This is a genomic window from Sulfitobacter sp. SH22, from assembly GCF_965641905.1.
In the GTDB taxonomy this organism is placed as follows: domain Bacteria; phylum Pseudomonadota; class Alphaproteobacteria; order Rhodobacterales; family Rhodobacteraceae; genus Sulfitobacter.
The window spans coordinates 465575-491231 of sequence record NZ_OZ282573.1; the positions used below are offsets into that span (position 1 = coordinate 465575).

General features: G+C 55.8%; 19 protein-coding genes and 1 tRNA gene. 13 read left to right on the plus strand and 7 right to left on the minus strand.

What is annotated here, in order from left to right; all coding sequences use genetic code 11:
• Window positions 1-20 precede the first annotated feature (20 nt).
• Window positions 21-1700, minus strand: coding sequence for an adenylate/guanylate cyclase domain-containing protein (locus ACSQ13_RS04375; protein ID WP_295512970.1), 1680 nt, complete (start codon window positions 1698-1700; stop codon window positions 21-23).
• Window positions 1701-1933: 233 nt separating this feature from the next.
• Here ACSQ13_RS04375 and ACSQ13_RS04380 point away from each other — a divergent pair, with 233 nt between their 5' ends.
• Window positions 1934-2839: a peptidoglycan-binding protein gene (locus tag ACSQ13_RS04380; RefSeq protein ID WP_295512969.1), complete on the plus strand. Its 906-nt coding sequence runs from the start codon at window positions 1934-1936 to the stop codon at window positions 2837-2839.
• A 71-nt stretch (window positions 2840-2910) separates the two neighbouring features.
• On the opposite strand, the gene ACSQ13_RS04385 is transcribed toward ACSQ13_RS04380, so the two are convergent.
• The 3 genes from ACSQ13_RS04385 to ACSQ13_RS04395 form a co-directional block, all read right to left on the minus strand.
• Window positions 2911-3558 carry a pentapeptide repeat-containing protein gene (locus tag ACSQ13_RS04385; RefSeq protein WP_295512965.1) on the minus strand — a complete coding sequence of 216 codons (648 nt, stop codon included), beginning with the start codon at window positions 3556-3558 and terminating at the stop codon, window positions 2911-2913.
• A gap of 134 nt (window positions 3559-3692) precedes the next feature.
• Window positions 3693-6638 carry an ABC transporter transmembrane domain-containing protein gene (locus ACSQ13_RS04390; RefSeq protein ID WP_295512964.1) on the minus strand — a complete coding sequence of 982 codons (2946 nt, stop codon included), beginning with the start codon at window positions 6636-6638 and terminating at the stop codon, window positions 3693-3695.
• 659 nt (window positions 6639-7297) lie between these two features.
• Window positions 7298-7987 carry a response regulator gene (locus ACSQ13_RS04395; protein ID WP_295512962.1) on the minus strand — a complete coding sequence of 230 codons (690 nt, stop codon included), beginning with the start codon at window positions 7985-7987 and terminating at the stop codon, window positions 7298-7300.
• 200 nt (window positions 7988-8187) lie between these two features.
• Here ACSQ13_RS04395 and ACSQ13_RS04400 point away from each other — a divergent pair, with 200 nt between their 5' ends.
• Window positions 8188-8880 (plus strand): sensor histidine kinase, encoded by a 693-nt coding sequence (locus tag ACSQ13_RS04400; RefSeq protein WP_176251131.1) that lies wholly within the window; start codon window positions 8188-8190, stop codon window positions 8878-8880.
• 269 nt (window positions 8881-9149) lie between these two features.
• Here the strand turns inward: ACSQ13_RS04400 and ACSQ13_RS04405 are convergent, their stop codons facing one another.
• Window positions 9150-10052, minus strand: a complete 903-nt coding sequence (locus tag ACSQ13_RS04405) for a 2-dehydro-3-deoxygalactonokinase (protein WP_176251132.1) — start codon at window positions 10050-10052, stop codon at window positions 9150-9152.
• Between the two features lie 211 nt (window positions 10053-10263).
• Between ACSQ13_RS04405 and choX the strand changes: the two genes are divergently transcribed.
• From choX to ACSQ13_RS04435, 6 genes are all read left to right on the plus strand, one after another.
• Window positions 10264-11187 carry a choline ABC transporter substrate-binding protein gene (gene choX / locus ACSQ13_RS04410; RefSeq protein WP_176251133.1) on the plus strand — a complete coding sequence of 308 codons (924 nt, stop codon included), beginning with the start codon at window positions 10264-10266 and terminating at the stop codon, window positions 11185-11187.
• Between the two features lie 82 nt (window positions 11188-11269).
• Window positions 11270-12103 (plus strand): choline ABC transporter permease subunit, encoded by an 834-nt coding sequence (choW, locus tag ACSQ13_RS04415; RefSeq protein ID WP_176251134.1) that lies wholly within the window; start codon window positions 11270-11272, stop codon window positions 12101-12103.
• Between the two features lie 8 nt (window positions 12104-12111).
• Window positions 12112-13143 carry a choline ABC transporter ATP-binding protein gene (choV, locus tag ACSQ13_RS04420; RefSeq protein WP_295512960.1) on the plus strand — a complete coding sequence of 344 codons (1032 nt, stop codon included), beginning with the start codon at window positions 12112-12114 and terminating at the stop codon, window positions 13141-13143.
• Window positions 13144-13339: 196 nt separating this feature from the next.
• Window positions 13340-15592 (plus strand): pyridoxal-dependent decarboxylase, encoded by a 2253-nt coding sequence (locus tag ACSQ13_RS04425; protein ID WP_176251136.1) that lies wholly within the window; start codon window positions 13340-13342, stop codon window positions 15590-15592.
• Between the two features lie 211 nt (window positions 15593-15803).
• On the plus strand, window positions 15804-16958 hold the full coding sequence (locus tag ACSQ13_RS04430) for an FIST signal transduction protein (RefSeq protein ID WP_176251137.1): 1155 nt from the start codon (window positions 15804-15806) through the stop codon (window positions 16956-16958).
• A gap of 9 nt (window positions 16959-16967) precedes the next feature.
• Window positions 16968-17819 carry an adenylate/guanylate cyclase domain-containing protein gene (locus ACSQ13_RS04435; protein WP_176251138.1) on the plus strand — a complete coding sequence of 284 codons (852 nt, stop codon included), beginning with the start codon at window positions 16968-16970 and terminating at the stop codon, window positions 17817-17819.
• On the opposite strand, the gene ACSQ13_RS04440 is transcribed toward ACSQ13_RS04435, so the two are convergent.
• Complete coding sequence (locus ACSQ13_RS04440) at window positions 17809-19020, minus strand: DUF4331 family protein (RefSeq protein ID WP_295512958.1); 1212 nt, start codon at window positions 19018-19020, stop codon at window positions 17809-17811. The two genes, ACSQ13_RS04435 and ACSQ13_RS04440, sit on opposite strands and share 11 nt — an antisense overlap.
• 184 nt (window positions 19021-19204) lie before the next feature.
• On the minus strand, window positions 19205-20080 hold the full coding sequence (locus ACSQ13_RS04445) for a hypothetical protein (RefSeq protein ID WP_176251140.1): 876 nt from the start codon (window positions 20078-20080) through the stop codon (window positions 19205-19207).
• A gap of 129 nt (window positions 20081-20209) precedes the next feature.
• Between ACSQ13_RS04445 and ACSQ13_RS04450 the strand changes: the two genes are divergently transcribed.
• From ACSQ13_RS04450 to ACSQ13_RS04470, 5 genes are all read left to right on the plus strand, one after another.
• A tRNA-Thr gene (locus ACSQ13_RS04450) sits at window positions 20210-20285 on the plus strand.
• Window positions 20286-20366: 81 nt separating this feature from the next.
• On the plus strand, window positions 20367-21785 hold the full coding sequence (locus ACSQ13_RS04455; protein ID WP_295512957.1) for a DUF6538 domain-containing protein: 1419 nt from the start codon (window positions 20367-20369) through the stop codon (window positions 21783-21785).
• On the plus strand, window positions 21775-23088 hold the full coding sequence (locus ACSQ13_RS04460; protein WP_295512956.1) for a hypothetical protein: 1314 nt from the start codon (window positions 21775-21777) through the stop codon (window positions 23086-23088). The genes ACSQ13_RS04455 and ACSQ13_RS04460 overlap by 11 nt, the downstream gene beginning before the upstream one ends.
• Window positions 23089-23676: 588 nt before the next feature.
• Window positions 23677-24600: a hypothetical protein gene (locus tag ACSQ13_RS04465; RefSeq protein WP_295512955.1), complete on the plus strand. Its 924-nt coding sequence runs from the start codon at window positions 23677-23679 to the stop codon at window positions 24598-24600.
• Between the two features lie 474 nt (window positions 24601-25074).
• Window positions 25075-25623: a recombinase family protein gene (locus ACSQ13_RS04470; protein WP_295512954.1), complete on the plus strand. Its 549-nt coding sequence runs from the start codon at window positions 25075-25077 to the stop codon at window positions 25621-25623.
• The last annotated feature ends 34 nt before the right edge of the window (window positions 25624-25657 follow it).

Genomic DNA, 25657 nt, shown 5'->3' on the forward strand with positions numbered 1-25657 from the left:
CGCATGCGTCTGACAGCACGCTATTCGGGCATTCCGGCCATCCGCAGACCGTCAAGATACCGGTTGGTGCTGACGGATTCGAAGAATATGTTGCGCGCATTGATCGCGGTGATCGAATCCCTTGGATTAAGCGCCAACGCCGTCGCAACAGAGTGCTGTGCGGCCACGGTTTGCCCTTGATGGGCATATGCGGCGGCCAAAATCCTGTGCAAGGTCGAATAGCTGGCCGTCACCGTCAGACCCTGTTTTGCATATCCGATTGCCCCCACATCATCCCCGGCCTGAAGCGAAGCCAGTGCAAGCCCGCCCTGAATGGACAAGGCCCACGGGCTTTGCCCGCCCAGCTTGCGCGCCTTGTGAAGGCAATCCAGCGCCGCAGAATAGTCGCCGATCCAGATATAGGCCCAACCGCTTAAGGTCAGCGTGACGAAATCCGAAGACGATTGGCGCAACGCTTGCTCGCAGATGATGCGCAAGGCGGTCGGATCACTGCTTTGGGAATAGGTTGTGACCCCCAAGGCCAAATTCAGCAACGGATGATCTGCCGCCAGTGGTGCCGCGGCCTTGCACCATCCGGGAACGCAGGCGGCATAGGGCTGGCTTACTTCGTCATAGCCCATCACAACGGCAGACAGATACGCCACCAGCGCCAATGCCAGTGCCGTTGGCTGATCGGCATCCTTTTCAATCGCCGCATTCGAATATTTCAAGGCCGAGGCAAAGGCGTCGGGGTCCAGCCGGTCAATGGCCAACTGGCCGCGCAATTCGCATTCACTGGCGGTCATCTGGTCAATCGACAACTTGTCCAGCTTGCGGCGCTCGGCGTCAAACGTCGTGGCCAGCACGCGCCCTACCACCGTCGCGCAGGCCCGATCCTGCCAGTCAAAGACGTCATCCAAGGTGCCGTCAATCTTGTCTGACCACATCTCGAGCCCCGAAGGATCAATGAACTTTACCTCAAGCCGGAACCGCGTGCCTTGGGTGCGAATACGACCGCTGAGCACATAGGCCGGCGTGCAGACATCACCCGTACTGACCGACAGCCAATGGGTCGCGTTGAGAAAGGTCACCAGATCACCGGTCAGCGCATCGGCAAGTTCGGGAAACGCGATGCGTTCATCAGATGTCTCCAGCGGGCGCACCACGATACGCAGCCCGTCCCGTGCAGGCAGTGTCGACTGTGCCGGGGCGTGCAACGAACCGCTGGTCCAGATCCGGATAGGCTTGGCGATATTCTTGAGCGCGCGTTCACCCGCATCATCGAAAGACGGCCTGAGCGTGCCGTCAAGAATACCGAATACCGCATCCGAAATCGCAATGCTGCCGGGGTTTGCAAGTTGTTCAAGCCGCGACGCGATGTTTACGCCGTCGCCATAGATGTCATGTTCGTCCTCGACGACATCGCCCAGATGAACACCCAGCCGCAGGCGGATTTCAGGCCCCCCCTGAAGCTGGCTGACGGTCTGCAATTGCTGGATCTGCAAGGCACAGGCCGCGGCATCGCTGGCGGCCCCGAACAGGACGATCCAGCCATCCCCCATGTTCTTGACCACGCGCCCGCGTCTGGACGCGACAACGGGGGCGAAAATCTCGGCGCGCAAGCGTTTCAGGGCAACCAGCGTCGATTTGGCGTCATCCCCCATCAGCTTTGAGTAACCTACGACATCTGCAGCTAATACAGCGACAAGATTGCTGTTCATCGGGTATCCTCTCGGGCAGAACGCCTGCCTATGATAAATTTGCGGGCCAAAAATATGGCCGCTGAAATAGTTACGTGACCCGATCTGCAAAATAGCAGAGGCTTTTCCCTGATTTTTCGACCATATGTGTATAGTATTTAATAGACCAGCAGCTTTGCGCGGGTCGTTCGGATTATTAAAGTCGCCCGCCCGCATCTCCAAAAAATTTAGATGACCAAAGGAATTTTTCACCCATGTCGAAAACCAGTTGGAGAAGCATTCAACGGCAGTTGAAGAATTTGCGGTACGAGCCGGGACCGATTGACGGCGTGCAGGGGGCCAAGACCGTTACTGCGGTCAAAGCGTTCCAAAGCGTCAAGGGACTTGTCGCGGACGGGATCGTCGGGCCCAAGACCCGCGATGCCCTGTTCGGTGCCGCGGGGGTGATCGACCATTCCGTCATGACATGCGCGAGGCTGGCTGAAATCGCCTATACGCTCAGACCCAGGCAGACGACGCCGGGCGATTGGAAGCTGGAGAAAGAACACAAGCTTACGGTCGTGAAAAGTTGCCCTCATGCCAATGTCGAAGCCTATATGCTCAGCAACGGCTGTCTGTTGATACCGGGCAGCAATTCCTTTGCCGATTATGTGTGGTTCAATCTGCGCGTCAAAAATGCAGGGTCCAAGAAGCTGAGCCTGAGCTATATGCATGCCAAGAACGACGTGTTTTCCGCAGGCTCCAAGCAAGGGGCGTCGCGCACGTTCTGGCATCAGGGGTTTCTGGCCCATGCCAATATTATCTATAAATGGATCGGAAATGACCCCGCCAATTGGCCCAGACTGATCATCGGCCATTCACTGGGGGCGGCATCGGCGCAAATCCTGTCAAAGACATTTGTGACGCCGGCGATCGGCTTTGCGGCCCCAAGGTTGCGGAAAACGGCCGGGGCGGTCAAACACGACAACCTGTCGCTGTCGATCTGTCGCGATGATGACATCGTGTGCAGTTTGCCGACAGGTTTCCATCATACGGGGCAGACAAAGGTTCTGTACCACAAGAACCGCAAAAGCGGCCTGAACCACAAGATGGAATGCTATATTGATGCGTTGGAAAACCAAAAGTCCGGCCTTTCGGTGCCCTCAGTCTGGAACCCATGAAGGTACCGTTTTCCCCAAGCCCGCCGTTTTCCCCACGCCCGTCGTGTCAGCCCAAGCCGTCCTGACCGCCCTCAGCACCCGCTGAGGTCAGACGTGCCATCCGGCATCATTGTCCTGCACAATCGGGCATCGTCAAAAGATACCCCGGCAAGGTTCGCACCAAGAAACACGGCCCCCTCCAGCTCGGCCCCCGCAAGCACCGCGCCGCTCAGGTTGGCCGAAATCAGGTTTGCCTTTGTCAGGTCGGCTCCGGTGATGTTGGCACCCGCAAGGCTGGCCAACTCAAGATAGGCCTCGGCCAGGGTGGCCCCTGAAAGGTTGGACATGTCCAGATTTGCCTGCGTCAGGATCGCGCCCGAAAATTTCGCACCCGACAGGTCGGCCCCGCCAAGGTTTGTACCCGTCAGATACGCCCCCGAAAGATTGGCGTTCGCCAGATTGGCCCCGGTCAAATCTGCTGTACCAAGGCTGGCCCCCTCAAGGTTAACGCCGCTCAGGTCAGCGCCGCCAAGATTGGCCGCCCAGAGCTTTGCCCCCGACAGATTTGCCCCCGCAAGATTGGCACCTGCAAGATCGACCCGCTTGAGGTCGACCCCCGACAGGTCGCATTGCTGGCACTGTTTGGTTTCCAGCAGTTGCCCGACATCGGCCTCGTCGAAAGCCGCCGCCTGTATTGGAAGTAACGCCACCACAGCCGCCGCCAAATATAATCCCTTCATCGCGTTTCCCTCCATCTGTTCACCTAGATAACCATATGGGCGAGGGGGGCGTTAGTGTTTTGACCTGGGTCAAGCGGGCCGGTTATTATCACAGGTCGCCGGATATCCCGGCCCCAAGCCCCACCAGCAAAGCGTTAAGATATGTAGCCCGCGACCGCCTGCAACAGTTTATAGGCGGTGCGCGCGTCATGGCCGACAACATCCAGAAAGGCATCTGCCCCGATGCGCAGACAGGTCAGATCGGTCGCCGCCCGCATGTCCAATGCGCGCGGTTCATTGCGGATCAGGCCCAGTTCGCCCACCAGTTTGCCGGGACCGGATGTCGTGACGAGCAGATCATCGTCATCCCCCGGACCGGGCAGCAGCAACTCCGCCGTGCCTTCGGTGATCAAAAACGCCCCGCTCGACGGACCGTCGTCTTTGTGAAACACATATTCCCCCGCCTTGGCGGTGTACCAGCGCGCGCTAAAGGCCAGCAGGCGCAGTTGTTTGCGTTCAAGCCCCGAAAACAGGTCCGTCTGTTCAAGCGCGCGCAGCTTGCGGGCCAGATCTGCGCTGACGGTGTCATCCTCTTGGGGGGTCACATCGCTGCCGATCGTGGAAATGCGCCCCTGTTGCAGAACGAATTGTGCGTCAAATCCGCTGACCTCGTCAAAGCTGGGCTGGAGGCAGATGATGGTCGTCTGGGGCAACAGGCCGCGTAAACGGGTGTGCAGGTCTGCGCGGATGGGGGCGTCAAAACTGGTTAATACATCGTCGAGGATCAGCACATCAGGGCGCTTGATCGTGGCGCGGCTGATGGCCAGCGTTTCCGTCAGCAGCGCAGGCAGATTGGTGCCCCCCAACGTCAGCGGAATGTCAAAGATCAGATCCAGAACCAGCCCTTCAAGCTCTGCTTCATAAAGCGCATCCACTGCGACGCGCCGCAAGGCATCGCCCTTTCCGCCGGCGGCTTCGGTCATCTTGCCAAACAGCACGTTTTCCAAAACGGTCAAACCGGCGACGGGGCCATCAATGGTGATCGCGCTCATCAATTCAGACAGGCTTTCCTGAAGCGCCGGGGAATGGGCGCGGCGTATTTCCAGCACCCTGTTGATGATCTTGTCCGGAAAGGCAGAGCCCAGCTTTTCAACGGAAATCGCAAAAGTCACGGCCAGCAAGGACGCTTTGTCCGCCACGCTCAGGACGGCACCTTCAAGTTGCTTCACCCTCAGGTCAACGGCGGCCTCATAGGTCGCGATATCAAGGCCAAGCTTGCGAAAAAGTGGATGATCAGACCCGTCGACGCCAAAGGTCTGGCGCAGAATATCGACCGTATCGACGGCAATTTGCAGCAGGTCATGTTCGATATTCAGGGTGGTCAGCAGGGTGATGAAATCCGTCTGACCTGCCAAGAGGGCAGGGGTGATGCGGGTTTTGGGCGTTGCAAAGATCAGGTTTTCAGCGACAGGCAAGGTGGGATTAAAGCTGTCTTTGTCAAAGCTATGAACATATCTGTCCAGCTTGGCCGCTTTCAGTTTTTCGGCAACGCCCGATCGCAAATCCACCACTGCGGCTGCCAAAAAAGGGTAGGCTTTGGCGTCAAAACGCTGGTCCAGCCCCCGCGAAAACAGCGCCTTGTCAATTTGCATCCCCTTGATCAGCGCCAGCCACCATATGCGCAGCTCCCCCTCGTTTTCCATCTGAAGATCCGCCAGATCGAACCACAGGGCGTCCGAAGCATCGGTGCTGTTGCCCGCTTTCGCGCTTTCGATCGCCACGGGGGCCAAAGGGGTGCCGGTGTGGGGCCGCAAGCGAAGCGGGAGGATGACGTTATCACTGAAGCTGCCCAAAAACATCACCGGGCGGGAGGTCGCATAGCCCACGCGCTTTGCAATCGTCGCCTGGTGCAGTTGTGATAGCGGTTGACCTGCAAGGCTGATCGCCCCTGCCGAGGGCATCACCTCGCGCGTCAACACATCGGCAAAAGCACGGCGGTCCTCGTCGCTGGGCGCGGTGATTGCAACGGTACTGCTGGGGGCAAAGGTCACGTTGATCTCTTTCAGCACGACATTTCCGTCGGCGTCTTCAACGCTGATGTTGTTAAAACTGACTTCGCCAACCAGTGACGGAATTTCACCGGGATCGGCCGTAAACAATTCGGGGTCAATCATGCCGTTCGGCGCAAACCGTTCGGTAATTGTTTGCCAACGCAGCGCCATATCCTGCGATTGGTTGTAATAGGTCAGCAATTCTTTCCACGGGCTCGACAGGTCTTTGTAGGCGGCAAGTGCGGCGACCAGCGCCCCGACGGAGATCTGCCCTTTGATCGCCAGATAGCCCCCGATGGAATAGAAAAAGAACGGCGTCAGCTGGCCGATGAAGTTGTTGATAAACTTCATGAAAAACTTCTTTTGAAAAATCTCGAACCGGATCGCGTACAAGCGCCCCAGCCGTTCCGAGATCAGCGCAAGCCGGTACCGCCAGCCGCCATTGACGCGCAAGGTGCCGGCACCTGCCGCCCCTTCGCCAATCTCGGCCGCCAGCGCGCGGATCTGGATCACCCGTTTTTTGTTCAAAAGGTTAATCTGTTGTTGCAACCTTGGGATCACCCATGCCTGCAACGGGATCAGCGCGCAGGCCGCAATGCCAAAAGCAAAGCTTTGCATGAACAAAAACGCTAAAATCGTCAGCATTTGCCCGGCCTGCAACACGGGTTGCGCGATGGCATCCCCCATCAGCCCGCCCATGGGTTCAGATTCCGACGTGACCATCGACACCAGTTCGCCCTGACTGGTGCGTTCGAAATAGGGCGCTGGAAAGCGCAGGATGCGGGCGATCAGCGTATACCGCAAACGCCGCAAGAGCCGTTCAGCCAGCACTCCCTTCATGGTGTTTATGCGCATTTTCATCAGGCCATGGGCAAAGACCGATACCAAGAAAACCCCGCACAGGATCAGCAGAAACGTGATCTGGCCCAGGTCTATGCCAAAGAAATTGACGGTGTCGGCAGATGCCCCAATCGCATCGTTGATGATGCGTTTGGGCAGTTCAAGCGTGAGGAACAAGAGCGGGAATAATGTCAGCGTAACGGTCAGCAAGATCAGTTGATCCCGCTTTGAGTATTTCCAAATGAAAGAAAATAAAGATTGTTCGATATGAAATATCCAATCTCGAGCAGGATAGACGCGCAGGTCACCAGTAAAATTACTATAGCTTAATTTTGGCTTCTTCGTAAGGGGCAGACATTCTGCGGGTCATGCGGTCGCGTGAGGATATGGAACCGCGGCCCTTCGGGCGGCTTTGCAGCGTTCTGGCGGCAATTTGAGCGCAACATCGCGCAAGGCGGGCAGGGCAGGCGGTGCGCGCTGCGGGCGGTGAACTCGCGGGCCCTATCGCTATTCCAAGGAGCACCTCAAGACCAACGTCTGGCTTTGTTCATGTCCCGCATTCGCGTCGAAACGCTAACGGCTTACCGCCCTAACGCGGCATCGGGATCAGCCACAAGGCGGTCGGGTTCTGGTGCAGCAGATGTGGCTATCGTGTACAGCTTGGATTTGCGGCGGCATGTTTGACCGAATGTGGCAGGCACCACATGGGCAATGGTGTCAGGGGGTGGTGTTCATGAAGATGAACGGCAAGATGCAGTACCCGTGGCGGGCGGTTGCTAAGGACGGTGTGATGCCGGACAGCGATGTCGCGAAGGCCGTAATTGATGCAGTCAAAGGAGCGGCAAAAAACCGTTCCAGGTTTCGAGCGTTCAACATCCGTTTCTTGTCAGTGCGGTAAAGTCAAAAGAATCCAGCCGCTCTTTTTCAAAAAGCGATGTTATGTCGGGCATTTTTTGCAACATGGGAACGCCATCCACATAGGTCACCTGCTGCAAGGCGCGCAGAAAAAGCGCGATAATCCGGTCGTCGCTAAGTTCGCTTTGCATGATGTGCTTCATCGCGGTGATTGTCTTGTCATGGACCGCATCCATTTCGCTTTGCAGCACTTTTGTGGCGTGTTTTTCCAACCGCTTGGTTGCCGATTTCATCATCATTTCCAGCGACATGGCATCCAGATCGGCCTTGTCGACATAGTCTTTGCAACCGTTCTTAATGGCTGAGACCGCGATCTCGTGGGAAACGTCGCCGGTGATCATGATCGTGGCCGCTTGCGCATTGTCGGGATGTTCGCTGATGACATGCCTGGCCTGCAGGCCCGTCTCGTTGGCAAGATGGTAATCAACGAAAATTACATCATATTTTCGCCGGTCAAGCGCCTTGCGCATTTGCTCCACATCACTGGCAGTGTCGATGGAAAGAAAAAGGCTCGTGCGGCGGCATTGTCGCTTGATATTTTCGCAATCAAACGCTGAATCATCCACGATCAGAACCTTAAGCTCCTTACTTGCGTGGGGGAGGGTGTCGGCCTGTCCTCCTTCGCCGTCTTGACCGGTATTCATGCGAGCCCTTCAATGATTATTCTCAAACTTCCTGCAAGCTGACCCAATACCGTTAATAGATTATCACCAATCGTTGTGTTTCTCAAAATTGGTTGGTCGAATTTTATCTATAGGTCCGGGATGCATTAAAGTTTTGGTAATCTGGAGACCGTAGCGTTCACGACAGGTGTCAGGAGAAGTGAATTTAGGTGTTGGATTTAATGTCAGATGTGCGGGGGCTTCAGATTTCAGGGGCGACGTTTGTATCGCATTTCGTTCATGATCTTAGGGCCTGTTTCAGGGCGATTGAAACCTTGCCCGACTGGATCGAAGAGGATCTTGAATCTGTGCAAGAACAGGTTCCGGACGATGTGTTCCAGTACCTGAAAGAGATCAAGGTAAACGCACGGCGTGCCGACCGGTTGATCAATGATATGAGGGAGTTATGCGAAGTTGACACCCGAGCCGAGGCTTGCGTTGATCTGGAACTGGGGACAGCGATCCGGGCATATCTGCTTGAGAACCCCATGCCTGACGGCTTTGAAGTGAAACTGGATTTGGCGGATCAAAAACTGAACCTGCCGAAAGCGGGTTTTGACAGCGTTTTGGCTGCATTGTTGGGAAATGCTGTCAAACATTACGGGGCTGATCGCGGGACGCTCTATATTTCCAACACCAACACCCATGGCGCTTTGGTGGTCGGGGATGATGGCGTCGGAGTGGCGCATGATTTCAGGAGCCGGATTTTTGACCCGTTTACAATGCTCAGACCGCGCGATGTTGTCGAAGGGAGCGGCCTTGGCCTGACGATTGCGCGGCGCAGGGTCGAAGGCTGGGGCGGAACCCTGCGCGCCGTCGATCATCCGGTGATCAAAGGTGCCGTATTTGAAATCAGATTTATGGATCTGACCTAGTGTGGAGGATATTCAGTGCAAAAAGTGGAGGTTTTTAGCGCATCGGACCCATATTAACGGAGCAATATCGTGACCTGACCAGGTGCTTGGAGCCAAAAGACCGGAACAGCCCGGATCGACATGTCTAAAGGCTGGCCCGCTTTCTATCGGGCATATTATTTCAGCCCTGAATCAAGCGTCTTGGTTGGTCCATGTCATAAGTCTCTTTTGCTGCGGGAGGATCTTTGGCGAGATAGGTTCGGATCGCCATTAAAGTGATGAAAGGAACATTAACGATCTGGCAAATCACGGCTCATCAAATCACCCTCCATATGCGCCCAAGCCGACCGCAGGCCTGCAAGCAACTGGGCGTCGCGTGATATCAATTGCGGCTGCAAACCCTGCCCAACAAGGGCGGCCTTGTACAGATCAGAGAGTATCCCATCGCCCAAAACCACAACATTCTGGCCCAGCCAATAGGGGCGGGCACCCGACAGTTCCAGCCCGATCAGCGCCCCCATCAGGCGCGACCAACCCGCGCTGTTTGCCGCGCCGTTTAACGCTGCATCCGCTGAGATATGTGCCAGGTTCGCAGCGAAATTTTGCGGGCGCGCCATGATGTCCTCAACCGCCTGGCCGAACGCCGCTTCGTCCAACGGCCCCTGAGATGCGCAACCGGAAAAAGGGAGGTTCTTGACGAGAGTATCGGCCAGAGCGGGCGTTAGAAAACTTTGAAAGCTGACGATCTCGCCGGCGCTGACATGGGACCAGCGGGCGTGGGATGCGACAGTGCAAACCACACCGTCGAATTTGGGGTCCTGCAACAGCATCCCGGCTATGGCCGTTTCGCAGCCCGACATCAGATCCGCCGGCTTGGCCTGGCGCAGGCCCGGGACGACATGCAGCACCAAACGGGGATCAGCGACTTCAATCTGGAACGTTCCGTCCATTGGCACAGCCGGCACAGACCGAAGCAGGTCAACCGGCATATCGGGCAGCCCCGCACAGAATACAGGGGTGGGGTGGGCCAGCGACAGATAGGGGGCAAGAAACTCGGCCAATGTGGAAAGGGTATTATAGGCAAGGTCCACCGGCCCTGCATGTTGCGCGATAATTTTTCCATCCACACCGACGACCGATACCAGTGGATACTCCGCCCCCCATGTCAGGCCGATCCATTCTGTCTTGCGCATCTTTGCGAACCTTTGCTGTTGGGGCGCGGTACCCGTGATATTTGAGGGCCACTTGGCAGCGCGCCCATGGTTGACCCTTGGCTAACCCCCGCGCGATCCCGGTGCAAGGCTTGGAGCCACAGGTTGGATAGCCCAGAAATCGGGTTGCATCGGATGGGATGTTAGCGCTCTAATGCGCCATCAAATATCACATCACTGGGAGTGACCCGTCATGAAAATTCTCGCCGCCACCACCGCGCTTACGCTTAGCCTTGCCACCAGCCTGTCAGCTTCGGGCTGCGAGGAAGTTACTTTTTCAGACGTGGGCTGGACCGACATCACGGCCACGACTGCCGCGACAACCGTTGTTTTGCAGGCCTTGGGCTATGAAACCGATATCAAGATTCTGTCCGTTCCGGTGACCTATACCGCGATGGCCGCCGGAGACGTCGACGTGTTTCTGGGCAACTGGATGCCGACAATGGAAGCCGACATCGCCCCTTACCGCGAGGCGGGCACCGTTGATACCGTGCGTGCCAACCTGAACGGCGCGAAATACACATTGGCCGTCAACAAGGCCGCCGCCGATATGGGCATCAAGACTTTTGCCGATATCGCCGCCAATGCCGACACGCTGGACGCCACGATCTATGGCATCGAGCCGGGCAATGACGGCAACCGCCTGATCCAGTCGATGATCGACGGAAATGCGTTTGAACTGAAGGATTTCAAGGTCAAGGAATCGTCAGAGCAGGGCATGTTGGCACAGGTCAAACGCGCCACAGCCAAAGGCGAACCGATTGTATTTCTTGGTTGGGAACCGCACCCGATGAACGCGAATTTCGAGCTGACCTATCTTGAAGGTGGCGATGATTTCTTTGGCCCCAACCTGGGCGGCGCATCGGTCTTTACCAACACGCGCGCAGGCTATGTCGAAGAATGCCCCAATGTTGGCAAGCTGTTGAACAACATGGAATTTACGCTGGCCATGGAAAACGAAATCATGGGCGCAATTCTGGATGAGGGCCAGGAACCTGCGGATGCCGCAACCGCATGGATCAAGGCAAACCCCGCCGTGCTGGACGCCTGGCTGACAGGCGTCACCACGAAAGACGGTGGCGATGCGATGATGGCCGCCAAGACAATCGTCGAGTAATGCGCCGCACATGATCACAAAGGGCCTGCCGCCGGGTGGGCCCTTTTTCGTATAGATTACCCCCCTTTCGCGGAGACACCCGATGAACTGGCTCACCGACAATAAAATCCCGATCGACGACGCAGCAGAGGCGGCATTTGACTGGCTGCTGATCAACGCAGGCTGGTTGTTTGATGGTCTTTCTGTCGCGATGGAATGGTTGATTGATGCCATTTTATGGGTGCTGCAAACGCCGCATCCTTTGGTGATCATCGCGGCTTTTGCGGCCGTGACGTGGTTGATCCAGCGCAACTGGAAAACCCCGTTGATGATCGTTATGGGCTTCTTGTTCATCCTGAACCAAGATTACTGGGAGGAAACCACGGAAAGCCTGACACTGGTCCTGTCGGCCTGTGTGGTCTGTATGGGCGTGGGCGTGCCGATCGGTATAGCCGCCGCGCACCGCCCGAAACTTTACCGCTATATGGCCCCGGTGCTGGATCTGATGCAGACCTTGCCGACCTTTGTGTACCTGATCCCCGCGATTGTGTTTTTCGGCATCGGCATGGTGCCGGGCCTGATTGCAACGGTGATTTTCGTGCTGCCCGCGCCGATCCGTCTGACCCAGCTTGGCATCGCGTCGACGCCGAAACCGCTGCTTGAGGCCGCGCAAGCCTTTGGCGCGAAGCCCAGCCAGACCTTGTGGAAAATCGAATTGCCCTATGCCCTGCCGCAGATCATGACGGGGTTGAACCAGACCATCATGCTGTCGCTGTCCATGGTTGTGATCGCGGCGCTTGTGGGGGCGGATGGATTGGGCGTGCCGGTTGTGCGGGCGCTTAATTCCGTGAACACGGGGCTTGGGTTTGAATCCGGGCTGATTATTGTGGTCGTGGCAATCATGCTGGACCGTATGCTGCGGGTGACACGGAAATGAGCGCTGACATGAAAACCGCCCCGCAAAATGCCGTTGAATTTGACAATGTATCCATCGTTTTTGGCGATAAACCCGAACGGGCGTTGCCTTTGATGGACGCTGGCAAAGACCGCGCCGAAATCGAGGTCGCAACCGGTCAGGTGTTGGGGGTCCACAACTGTTCGCTGGATGTGAAATCGGGCGAAATCCTTGTTCTGATGGGGCTTTCCGGCTCTGGTAAGTCGACGTTGCTGCGGGCGGTCAACGGGTTGAACCCGATGGCGCGCGGGACGGTGCGGGTCAATGATGGCAGTTGGTCTTGCGATATTGCCGCCAGTTCGGCCACTGATCTGCGCCGCGTGCGCCGCGAATGTGTGTCGATGGTGTTTCAGCAATTCGGCCTGCTGCCGTGGCGGTCTGTGCGCGACAACGTGGCATTGGGGTTGGAACTGGCCGATGTTCCCAAGGCCGAACGCTATGAACGTGCCGACAGGCAGCTTGCCCTTGTGGGGCTGTCCGATTGGGCCGACCGCAAGGTTGGCGATCTGTCGGGCGGGATGCAGCAACGTGTGGGTCTGGCCCGCGCCTTTGCGACCGAGGCTCCGATTTTGCTGATGGATGAACCGTTTTCGGCGCTTGATCCGCTGATCCGCACGCGCCTGCAAGACGAGCTGCTGGATTTGCAACGCGAATTGAAGCGCACGATCATTTTCGTTAGCCACGATCTGGACGAGGCGTTCAAACTGGGCGGGCGCATCGCGATCATGGAAGGCGGGCGTATCGTGCAATGCGGCACCCCTCGCGAGATTTTTTCGAACCCCGCATCGCCCTATGTCGCGGAATTTGTTGCGAATATGAATCCGCTTGGCGTTTTGACCGCACGCGATGTGATGGGCCCCGTGGGCGGGGAAGGTGCCCAGACAGTTGCCGCCGAAACGCCGGTGGATGATTTGATCCACCAGCTGGGCGACACCGTGGCAGAAATCGCGGTCGAGGAAGACGGCAAGACCATCGGCACCGTGACAGCCGCCAGCATCATCGAAAGACTGCAAACGCGCTGACCCCTCGATAGGCCTTTGGCCTACCTAAACAGAGCACAGCCTTAAAGCCTGCGGTCATTTTTTTTGACCGCAGGGCCAAAAAATTTGTTAGTATACCATTAATACAGGTAACGATTTTTCCGGTTTTTTTCCCGGCAGGGCATCGCAGTTTTCGCGGCCCTTTATTGTATTCTTAATTATTAGGGGGCCTTCTTTTATGGCAACGCATGATAGCAAAACGCATTTCGCCAAAGTCGTATCTGCGCTTCACGCGCAGGCGCAGACGAACAACCGCTTGGATTTATTGAATGAAACGGGGACGCCGTCCCTGGCAGGCTGGTTCATTGGCCCGATGGGCGAAAATGAATCCGTGATGCAGCAGATGGTCGGCAAAGCGGTCGCGGCCAATGCGGGCGCGCGGCGCGAATATGGCCAGCAGTTTCGCGATCCGGTCTATGTGACCGACGAAATCAAAGCATCAGCCGACTATAAAACCACCATCGAGGCGCTGGAAACCCAGCTTGATCACATGTTGCACGCCTTGCACGGCTCAATTCCGCTGTCGAGCTATCGCAACCAGTCGCATATGTATTGGGATTGCACGATGCCCGGTTTCATCGGCTATTTCGCCGCGATGCTGTACAATCAAAACAACGTCGCAGCCGAAGCGTCGCCCGTGACCACCTTGCTGGAAATCGAGGTCGGCAAGGATTTGGCGCGGATGTTGGGCTATACCGTTCCCGAAGCCGAGACCGTGCCGCCGGGCACCATCGTCCCTTGGGCCCATATCACCTGTGACGGGTCGGTCGCCAACGCAGAAAGCATGTGGGCCGCGCGCAATCTGACCTATCTGCCGGTATCGCTGGCCAATGCGATCAAGCGTGAACCGTCGATGGCCGCAGCCAAGGATTTGACGGTCACGCTGGTCCAAGGCGGCAGCGCCAAACTGATCGAACTGGACAATTGGACGCTGATGAACCTTGGCGTGGACGAGGTGATTGGCCTGTCCCCCCGGCTGCAATCCGATTGCGGAATTTCGGCGGATACCATCAAGGACGTGTTGGACAAATATTCGGTGCAAAACATCGGGCTGGCCGATATGCACCGCACCTATCTCAAGGACGTGACCCAACTGCCGGTGATCATGGCCCCCAGCACGCGGCACTATTCGTGGCCCAAAGGGGCGGCGCTGTTGGGCTTGGGGGCGAACCACGTTCAAAACACCCATGTCGATCTGGATGGCCGTATGCGGATGGATCATCTGCGCGAACAGATCGAAACCTGCTATCAAAACCGCCGCCCCGTGCTCGAGGTGGTCGCCGTTCTTGGCACGACCGAGGAAAGCTCGGTTGATCCGCTGGCCGATATCGTGGCCCTGCGCGAGGAATACCGCAAAAAAGGGATGGAGTTCACCATTCACGTGGATGGCGCATGGGGCGGGTATTTCGCGTCAATCCTGCGCAAACCGCGCAATCCGTGGCCCAGCAACGAACAAGGCGCGCTGGAACACACCCCCGCACTGGTGATGAGCGACTATGTCACGCGCCAATACGAAGCGTTGCAACATGCCGACACGCAAACCGTTGATCCGCACAAGGCGGGTTTCATTCCCTATCCGGCGGGGGCCATGTGCTATCGCAACGGGGCGATGCGCGATCTGATCGCCTTTACCGCGCCGGTGGTGTTTCACGGCGGTGTCGATCCCACGGTGGGGGTCTATGGCATTGAGGGGTCCAAACCCGGCGCGGCGGCGGCGGGTGTGTATCTGTCGCACGCGATCATCCGGCCCGATCAATCGGGCTACGGCAAATTGCTGGGAAAATGTATCTTTAATTCCAAACGCTTCTACGCGCAGTTGATGGCCGTCGCGGGCGAAGATGAATGTTTCAAGGTGGTGCCGTTCCAACGTCTGCCCGCCGAAAAGCAAGGCAAGTCCAAGGCCGAAATCGCCGCCCAGCTTGCCCTGATCCGCGATGAAATCGTGCCGCGTGAAAATGACGATCTGCTGGCCTATTTTGCCGACAATCCCGATGCTCAAACACTGTTCCGCGAGATGGGGTCGGATCAGAACATCGTCACCTATGCGTTGAATTTCCGCACTGCGGACGGCTGGAACACCGATGTGGCACTGGCCAATGATTTCAACACCGCGATGTTTCAGGCGCTCAGCATCGGGGCCTATAACGGGGGCGAGGTGCCGAGCCAGCCGATGTTCGTCACCTCCTCCAGCTTCGAGGTCGGGGATTACGGGCAGGAGTTTGTCGATGCCTTTGGCGCGCGGCTGTCGCTGGCCCCCACGAACGGGTCGGGGATCAACTTTCTGGTGTCCACAACCCAGGACCCTTGGGTCACGGCCACGGAAAAAGGCAATTGGCTGCCCATGGTGCTTGAAGCGCTCAAAGAAACGGCGCTTGAGCAGACAAAATTGATCGTGGCCAAAAACAACCTGCAACCATGGGCGGGGGGCTGAATAACGAGGTTTGCGGCATGAAACCAAGGGGTGTCCGGTGCACCGTTGGGGGTGCATTGATTGCCAAGCCATGGAAGGGTTGGCCCGAAGAAACGATTAAGGGTTTCCACAGGGCCGAACATCCGGCACATCATGAGGCAGATTAACGGCTATGGGGTAGCATTAGCTAGGGTAAACAGATCAGTACAGTTCAACTGGGGAGAGTGGGAACATGTTAAAGATTGCAACTGGTGCAAGTGAGGAAGTCGATACGATCGACGCTGTCGAAGAGGCGCTCGAGATCGCATTGGCGGGTATGGACGGGGTTCAGCCCAAGGCCGGGCTTGCATTTATCGGCATCGACGTCGACGCCGACGTGCTGGTCAAAGCCTTCGCAAAAGCGCTGCCCGGGGTGGAGCTGGCTGGATGTACCACCGATGGCGAGGTTGCCGGCCCTGACGGGTTTTTGGAAGACAGCGTTGTCATCACCCTGTTCGGGTCTGACGAGGTCGATTTCACCGTTGGCATTGGCCATGGCGCATCGGCTGACCCGAAAAAAGCAACGGCAACCGCCGTGGCAGATGCCCTTTCAAAGACCGATAAAAAGCCCGCGCTTTGCGTGGCAATGCCCGAAGGCATCGGCCCTGACATCAGCGAAATCGTTGGCGGGTTGCGCGCGGCCTTGGGCGAAGATTTCCCGATTGTTGGCGGGGCATCGGGCGACCAGATGCGCTTTCAGGGGACCAAGCAGTTTTGCAATACCGATGTCGCGTCAGATTCAGTGGCTGTGCTGATCATGTCCGGCCCGCTGGTGTATTCTTGTGGTGTGGCAACGGGCTATGTGGCGCTTGGCAATCCTCACAAGGTGACCAAGGCTGAAGGATCGACAATCTACGAGATCGACGGCAAGCCCGCGATCAACCTGTACAAGGAATATGTGCAGGCGCAATCGGTGCACTTTCCCTTGGCGGTGTACAGCGACGAGCGGGATGATTTCCTGTTGTCGTCGCCTCAGGCCTTTGACGAGGCAAGCGGTGCGGTCACCTTTGTGAACCCTGTCGCGGTCGACAAGGATGTGCAGCTTGCGACGGCATCGCGCGACGAGATTGTCGCGGCCGCCCGGACCGCTGTGGAAAGCGCTTTCAAGGGGTTCCCCAAACAAAAGCCGGACGCCGCGCTGTTTTTCTCTTGTGCGGGCCGCCGTGCTGCATTGGGAACGCGGACCAAGGAAGAATACGAAAGCTTTGAAACCATCATCGGCGGGGCCTTTCCGACCGCAGGTTTCTATACCTACGGCGAAATCGGTCCAGCGGGCAATCAGGGCAGGGCGCTCCAACATACCAACGCATTTCTCGCGGTGCTGTTGGGTACCGCGCCTTCGACCTGATCTTCGTGCATGACGTCCGATGTCCAACACCGAAAGGGTTCCGACCCTGAAAAACTGCTGCGGCGGTTGGAAAAGCGGCTTGCGAAGTCGGAAAAGGACCGCGCCGAGCTTGAGGAGCTGATGGATGGGTCGCAGGCTTTCCAGCGCCGTGTGATCATGGATATCGAGGCCCAGAAGAACCAGATCGAGCAGCTATATGCATCGCTTGAGGCTGAAAAAGAACGGACGGAGCATTTGCTCCGTTCGATCATGCCCGAAACCATCGCCGAAGAACTGAAAGCCAGCGGAAAGGTGCGCCCGCGCCACATCCAGTCTGCCACAGTGATGTTCACGGATTTTGTGGATTTCACCAAAAAAACAGAATCGATGGACCCTGTCGCGCTGGTGGGGATGCTAGACCGTTATTACGGGGCGTTTGATGATATCGTGGCCCGGCATGGTGTCGAAAAGGTTAAAACCATCGGTGACGCCTATATGACCGTGGCCGGTGATCTGAACGGATCGGGCGAGATCGACCACGTCGCCGCAACCTGTGCCGCCGCGACGGCGATTTTGGCCTATGTGCAAAACAATCTCGATCAAACCGCCAAGGACGAAGTCGCCGGTTGGGGGGTGCGTATCGGGATTCACACAGGCCCCATTTCCAGCGGGGTGGTGGGGACCAAGCGGTTGAGCTTTGATATCTGGGGCGACACGGTGAACACGGCCGCCCGCATGGTCAGCGCGTGCCATGTGAACACGGTATTTCTGTCAGCCGATACCGCCGCGCTGCTGAAAGCCCCCGAAAGGGTCGTGCGCGGCGGCGATATCGAGGCCAAGGGCAAAGGCACCTTGCAAGCCTATCGGTTGCTTACTTCATGAAGATCGGGAAAACCGGTTCAATCTGGTTGCCCGGTTTGAACGCCTGATTGATGGAAGGTGCGACATAGGGAAAGCGGTCGCTCATCCGTTGGGTGCCGATATGGGGCAGTTCGACCCCGTCGGCGGGCTCCATGAACGGGTTCAGGTCATAAAGCGTCCAGAAAATCGCATCTTCGCGCAGGTTGCGCCCGTTCGGATAGCCCGGTGCCGCTGACGGATCCCATTGGATCATATCGGGCAAGTAAAACGCGACCTTTTCGGCCAGCTTGTCTTGGCTGACCTCAAGCTGTTGGAACCGGTAGGTAAATTGTTCGCCGTAATTGGCCCCGTCCTGATCGGGCGTGGACGCATTATAGGCGTTGTTCAGATCGCCAATGGTGGGATATTTCGCGGCATTGCGCGGGGTGTAATATTCAGGGTTATACCCCGTTGGCGCATCCACCAGATAGATGCCCTGAATGCCCGCGCGGCCCATGCGGTCCACCGTATTGCCGGTCCCGTCCGCGACCGTCACCCAGTAATTCAACGGGTCTTTGCCCAGATCGGGCACCTCAAGCACGATCAGCGTCATATCGGTGCGCCCGAATGCCAGCTCGGATGACCCTTCGGCGGGCAGATGGTCACCCCCGGCCAATGCCTCTTTGATGGCCAGTGCGACAGGGGCATCCACGGTCAGGAAATCGAAAAAGAACGGATCACGCCGCGGCCCGACGAACAGCAATTCATCCATCTTGCCACTGACCACCTGGAGGTCCTGGTTCAGGGCCGTGGTCTGGCCGCTGCCATGCACGGTGCCGGTCCATTTGGCGTCCTGTGCCTCGGCTCCGATGGCCCTGCGCAGTTCAACCGGTTGCTGTTGACCATTGGTCGGCTGGCCCACCTTGATCTTATAGGCGATGTCGGCCTTGGCATCGCCGTCCGTGTCGAGGTTGAAAATATAGATCAGGTCCGGCGACAATGTGATCTTGTCAGAGGGCAGGGTGCCATCGGCCCCCGAACCTGACAGCGGATTAAGCGTCATCACCATGGCAAGCCCGCCGGTTTGCGGGCCCTGAAACAGGAAAGTGTCGCCAATATCGGCCTGCGGGTTTTGCTGGGTAAAAGGTGAATCGCGGTGGTCCGAGGCCAGCGCAGGGCCGCAAAGCGCCGCAAGGGCCGTCGCGTAAATGAAATGTCGGGTGGGTGGGGCTACAAATCTCATCGGCTAATCTCTTCCAAAATAAATAAGGATCGCAGAAGTGCCCATAGGTTAACAAATATTAACAGACCTGCCTATAGCGCCGCTGCGGGATCGGCACAGGCCGGCCTAAGGCCCGTTTGATGGCGATGGAAGTCCGGGCAGCCGCAGCCCGACCCTTTGGCCCCCGTTAGCCTGCGCGCCGCGGCTAGGGCAGGATCATCCGGATGCCGGGGATCTGCTGGATGCGCAGCACATCCTGATCATAGTTCTCGGTCATTTCTTCGACCAGATCATCGGTCCAGCCGACCATGTCCAACTCTTCCTCGATCGCGTCTTCCATGGCAAACTTGTCAAGAAACGCGGAAATCACCCGCTGCTCCTGAGCCCCCGAAATCTCTGGATGCGCCTCCATATAGGACCGGAACCGTTTCATGCCTTCGGTGGTCATGATCGTTTCAAGCAGGTCGAATTCGTTCTTCATCTTGGCCGCTTCGGGCAAGCCGGCCATTTCGTGCATGATCTTGCCCCAGATCAGCGGCGCATCTTCGTTACACCAGACCGTCACGGCAATTTCAGGGGCCGAATCGTGCAACAGCTCCAAAGTTTCCGACCACCGCACATCCGCCGGGTCCCTGTTGCCCCAGAAATGCGCATCGGAATTATCTAACGACACCCCATGCAAAATCGGCAGCAAGGTCGCAGGATTGCGAATCCCTATGAAAAGCTCGATCTGATCATTCGGGAACAGCTGAACCATACGCATCATCCGCACCGGTGCGGCCGGATAGAGCATGCCTTCGACCATCGCGGTTGCGGGGGTGCGGAAAAAATTCGCATCCGACAAAATCACGCGCTTTGCTTCGGTGTCTTCCAACACCGCATCCAGCAACACATCCCGCGCGCCTTCGGCAACAGAAGACTTGTACATCGCATTCAAAGTATCGCGAAACAGGCCGCGATAGGTGCTGGGCCCCGGTACAAATGTTCCGTTTTTGGACAATGTTTCGGCATTTGCCAGCAAACTTTTCAGCAAACGTTCTTCTTCGGTGTAATGCGCACCTGCGTGCAAAACCAACTGCATGGATATTAAGCTCAACTTCTATGGTGTACCCAAGCCAATACCCGTTCTTGCCCGATCTGTAAAACTGCAAAATATCTGCAATTTCCCCTCTTGCGCCCCGTTCAGCAATCTTCTAAACGAACGCCCAGTGCCCCTATAGCTCAGCTGGTAGAGCAATTGATTTGTAATCAATAGGTCCGCGGTTCGAGTCCGTGTGGGGGCACCAGAAAATCTTCAAAAGTCGCATATATTACAACGCGTTAGAAGTCTTTTGGTTGCTTTCTAGGTGACACAAAGGGTAACACACATGTCCGTTGTAGTCTTAGAATTTGGAGCCTTGACCGTTATGGCCAAGTACATCTTTCAGAAGAGTGGGGGTGGACCTTGGTATTTCAGGCGACGACTGCCCGATGACATCCTTAAGCACTACCCAGCCAAGAAGAACGGCTACCTCATCTTTTCCCTACAAACGAAGGATGCGGCTAAAGCGGCCCAGCTAGCCCATCGGCAAGCCTTGGAGCAGGATGCACTTTGGGCAAAACTTCGAGATGGATCAGTCGCTGAGGGACCGGATTTGGTCCGCGCAGCAAATGCCTTACTGAGTTCCTTTGGCCTTAAGGCAGGTCAGTACGTCGAATACGATAAGGCTGGGCTTGAGCCGGACAAGTTTTTAGACGATTTGCGCTATCAGGCAGACGCAAGAGAGCCGGAAAGCAACACCGCAAGTTGGGCTGATGATCTTCCCCCACTGCATCGGTTGGCAGCGGATTTGTTTTACGGGAAGAAGCAACCTGTATTTTTGTCATCTGCGATCAAGGAGTTTCAGGAACTGAAGGGTGAAGATCCTGCTTCAAGAGCGGGTGCACTCAGGCGACGGGTAGTGTCAGAATTCATTGCTGAGTTTGGTGATCTTTCAATTGACCATTACACCAGAGAGAACGCCAACGACTTTGTAAAGTTTCTGGCGAAGAAGGGAAACAAGACTGCCACGATCAAGAGGCGTCTTAATTCGATTCGGCCAGTCTTTCGCCAAATGTCCCGAGAGCGGGAACTTGATGACAGACGGATATTCGAAGCCATCAATATTCCGAACGAAGGTGACGATAAGGTTGACCGACTTCCTTTTTCGAAAGACGAGATCAGCCTGATCCAGAGAGCCTGTCTGGAAAAGGATGATGAGATGAGATGGGTGGTCGGATTGCTTTCGGACACGGGACTGAGGCTGGCAGAAGCCATCGGGCTTAGAGAAGAGGATATACACCTTGCCGCACCCGATCCTTACATTTCAATCCGCCCAAATGAGGCGAGACGGCTTAAGACGAAGGGGTCAGAGCGGAAGGTGCCTCTGGTTGGGGTATCCCTATGGGCAGTGAAGAGGGCAGTCGCGCACGCTTCCGACGGGTATGTCTTCCCTAGGTACATCGACTTTGGGAAGAAGCCTTTGGCCAACAAAAGTACCCATGCCTCCAACTCTTTGTCGAAGTGGCTACGAACGCTCCGGATTGCAGATAGCGACCGAAAGAGCACCCATTCATTCAGGCATAGCCTTCAGGACAGGCTGAAGGAGGTCCAGACCCCGCAAGAGTTGCGCAATGCAATAGGTGGTTGGACGAACAAGGGGATCGGGGAGGGCTACGGTACTGGTTACACGGTCGCGGTCCTTTCTGAACACATGAAAAAGATTGTGGTTGTAGACACAGCGGAGACAACAACTCATGGGCGCTGAAGCAAAGCCGAAGATCGATCCTGAAGTTCTGCGTGAAGCAGAGTTTGCTGAGCTAGAACTGATTCCGCATTCTGACGAAGCAATGGCGCTGGAGCGTGCTTTGAGCAACCAGACCCAAACCTACCTGTTCTCAGAGGGCATCAGGAAGAGGAAGTTCAAAGAGGATGCTCTCGCACGGTTCAAAAGCACATTGTCTGCACTCGTCGCTGATCTGCTTGTTGCAGCGCTTAACGAAGAGGCCGATGGATTTTGTTTTAGGCCCAGCAATCGGGCTGGCTTCAAGGATACCGTTGCCGAAAGCCGTCACTATGAAACCCTCAAGTCAGCTTGGTCAGACCTCGGACTGATTGAGGTGATTGACGGCTTCAGGGGCAGCAGCGATTTTGACAGTGAAAGATACCATCCCGAAACCTCCTCCTTCATGTGGGCAACTAGACTGAGGGCGAAGCCTCTCCTTCTGGAGATGATGTCTGGATACGGCATATCGCCAACAACTGTGGGTCAGCACTACAAGATTGCACAGGCTCAATTTGCCCCGATCATTGTGAAGGCCGAAAAGTCTCAGGGTGAGAAAAGCGGTAAGGTGCTTGATCCAGACGACACGGCTAAGCTGTGCCAACTCAGAGCCGACGTAAATGAGATCAATGAATTTCTGTCCGCTTGGCAGTTTAACTTCGGCCCAGCGCCCTTACTCCATCGGATATACAACGATGGCAATCTGTACGACTTCGACTGGAACTATGGTGGGCGATTTTACGGACCGCGTTATTGCTACCTGAATTGGCCTTCCGATCTAAGAAAGGATATCACCATCAACGGTGAACCAGTCTATGAAATCGACATATCAGCATGCCAACTAACGTTGATCTATGGCCTCCTAAAAGAGCCGTTGGACTTGACCTTGGACCTTTATCAAATCGAAGGATTGGCTAGGGATGACGTAAAGAAGACAATCAATCTGATCATCGGCCTTGGAGAGGTGCCAAGCGATGACTGGGGCAAGTATGACAATACCAAGTTCAACCAGATCAAGCATGCGGTATTGGGCAAGCACCCGATATTGACGAAGCTAGAAGACAGTCAGCTAAGTTCCATACGGCTACAGGCTGTTGAGTCAGACATAATTTCCGATGCAATGCTTGCCCTTGCTAGGGATCACCTTATTCCGGCCTTGCCTGTGCATGACTGCTTGATCGTAAGGCGGACCGATGCAGCAACGGCGGCAAGGGTAATCTCAGACTCGTTTGCGAAGATTGCCGGTATCAAGCCCAGACTCAGCCATCCCGTTTTGGCTATTGGTTGAAGGGCGTCCCTTAGGTGTTCCTAGGTTGATACCTTGATTAGGAATCTGATTGAATACAGCGTCAACGTTCCCTGAAGGTTGGTCCTTGGACATTACGCCATAACTATGAACGCTAATTTTTGAAAGTTCATGTATTTGGTCAGAGGCCTCAGACGAATTGTCTATCTGTCTGCATTCATGTGACCGAATAATCAGTTGCCTCCCATGGACTGATCCAAAGCAGAAACCACAGGCCCAAGGCGCTGGGCGATAGTGATGATCTTTGACGGATAAAACGTCATTTCACGATTCATACAGAGCTGTTAAAGGGGTTAGCCTGCAACACCCCCATGGATACATGAGAGCGCACTCTAAGGCCCCTTAGAGAGTCCTTGTGGGCATACCTTTGCCGACTCAGGTCTTTCAATGCTGGCCAACGAGAAACGGCGACAAGAACAACAGCAATAACCCCTCTTTTTGAAGTCGATTTTGGCAGACCCCCAGCCCTTCGTCTGAATTGTTGGTTTTGTCTTGGGTCTGCCCAGCGCTTTTGAGACTTCTCCCTAATCGAGCTGGAGGACTTGGTGGGTGCTAGTCAAGAAGTCTACTATGCGGAAAAGCCTGCGAACAACTCATTGGCTGGGAACCAAATTACTTTTGCAAACAGAAGATTACCTGCTACGATATTTTATGGAAATTCTCGAACAATTAGCAATGGTCGCGCCACAAAAATTGGATGAACTGGCAGCGCTGCATTGGTTCACTCAGTCTGAGAGGATTGATTATGATGAAATCTTGACTTGCGAAAGCGGGCTTGTGGCAGAGGAGCGCCCCGACTTTCGATTGCGAATTGGTAACAAGACTGTAGGCCTTGAAATTACAGTCGCCCAGCGGCCAATTGCCGAAGGAAAATTTTCTGCACAACAGATCGAGGCAGCACAGAACGACTTTGCCAAGGCTCTTGAGCAAGCAATGCGGCCCGCACTTCCGGTCATCGTTACCCTAGCGTTCAATGACGAAATAGCGGTTGTGCCTAAGAAATCTAAAGCGGCACTTCCTGTGATTGTCGATAAAATCGAAGAGTTAACGCGCTCTATGGAGCCTCGATCAGGCGTCATGCTCGTACGCATTGAGGATAAAGTCGCGCACTATCCGAATGCACACGTGTGTCCTGAAATCCCTGAGTTCTTGCAAAATATCGGCTTTTACAATGACGGACAGAATTTTTCAGCCGTTACAGCCTCGCGGGGCGGTATTACCGAGCCCTTTACGGAAGCAGATTTAAACCCAATACTCCAAAAGAAACACGAAGCGCTGAAGGGCTACAGACGGTGCGATGAGCATTGGCTTGTCATTGTTTCGGGCATGGTGCCGCCTATATTTCCAACGAAGGAGCGCCCAACGATCCTTTTGCCGTCTTCCGCGACAAATTTTGCAGATGCGGAAATCGTAAGGCCAATTCGCTCCGACTTTGATAGAGTGTATTTTTTCAGGAGCCCGACCCACGCATTGAATCTTACTGAGGCACCTTAGTAGGCCAGTGGCTTCCCTTGGGCCCGAGGAATGAGCAATCGAAGACGGCGTGAACTCCTTAAGTTGTTGCTTTGACTAAATAAATTGAGATTCATAGAGGGCTTTCCAACGCCCAATCCTAGCAACCTTACCTCAAAGCCTGACATACCCGTCTGGCGGCCCTCCCGAAGCCTCTCAGGGCCATCTATGGATTTGACTGGAGCTCATAAACGCAGTCGGTGAAAATCGACATTAATAACAACACCAATAGCCCCCGTTTTTGAAGTCGGTATTGCTGGACCCCCAGCCCTTCGCAAATGAAGGGCGTTTTGATAATGGGTTTCGCCCAGCGCCTTCACGTCTGCCAATAGACCATGCCCATGTGTCAGGCCCCAATGGTGTCGCTTTGTACTGACAATGGAGTTGGTTTTAGCTTTTGGCAGGTGGTCTGCCTCAACTCCTTAAACCCTATTGTCAGTTAAGGAGAACATCACGATGATGATCGGATACGCACGCACATCAACACTAGAGCAGAACGCATCCCTAGAGGCTCAGACAGAGTCACTGAAGGCCATCCCGTGTGATCGGGTGTACGAGGAGCAAGTCAGCTCTGTGGGCCTCAGGGAGCAGCTTAGGGCTGCTGTCGACTACACCCGTGAAGGGGACACCTTAGTCGTTACAAAGCTGGATCGTTTGGCCAGATCAATCAAACATTTGGGGGAGATCCTTGAGGAGCTTGAGGGCAAGGGTGTTGGCCTTAGGATACTGGCCCTTGGCTTAGACTCAACCAATGCAACTGGAAAGCTGATGCTGAACGTTTTGGGGTCTGTGGCCCAATTCGAACGGGAGATGATGCTGGAGAGGCAGCTTGAAGGCATCGCTAGGGCGAAGGCGCTGGGCAAGTACAAGGGAAGGAAGCCAACGGCGATGATTCAGAAGGAGAGTGTTCTGGAATTGCTGGCTCAGGGTCTAGGGAAACGAGAAGCTGCCGAACGGCTTGGGGTTTCTGAAAGATCAGTCTACCGGATCGTCAAGGGTACCTGAGTGTTTTAGTGGGATTGATGGAATGAACAAGGAG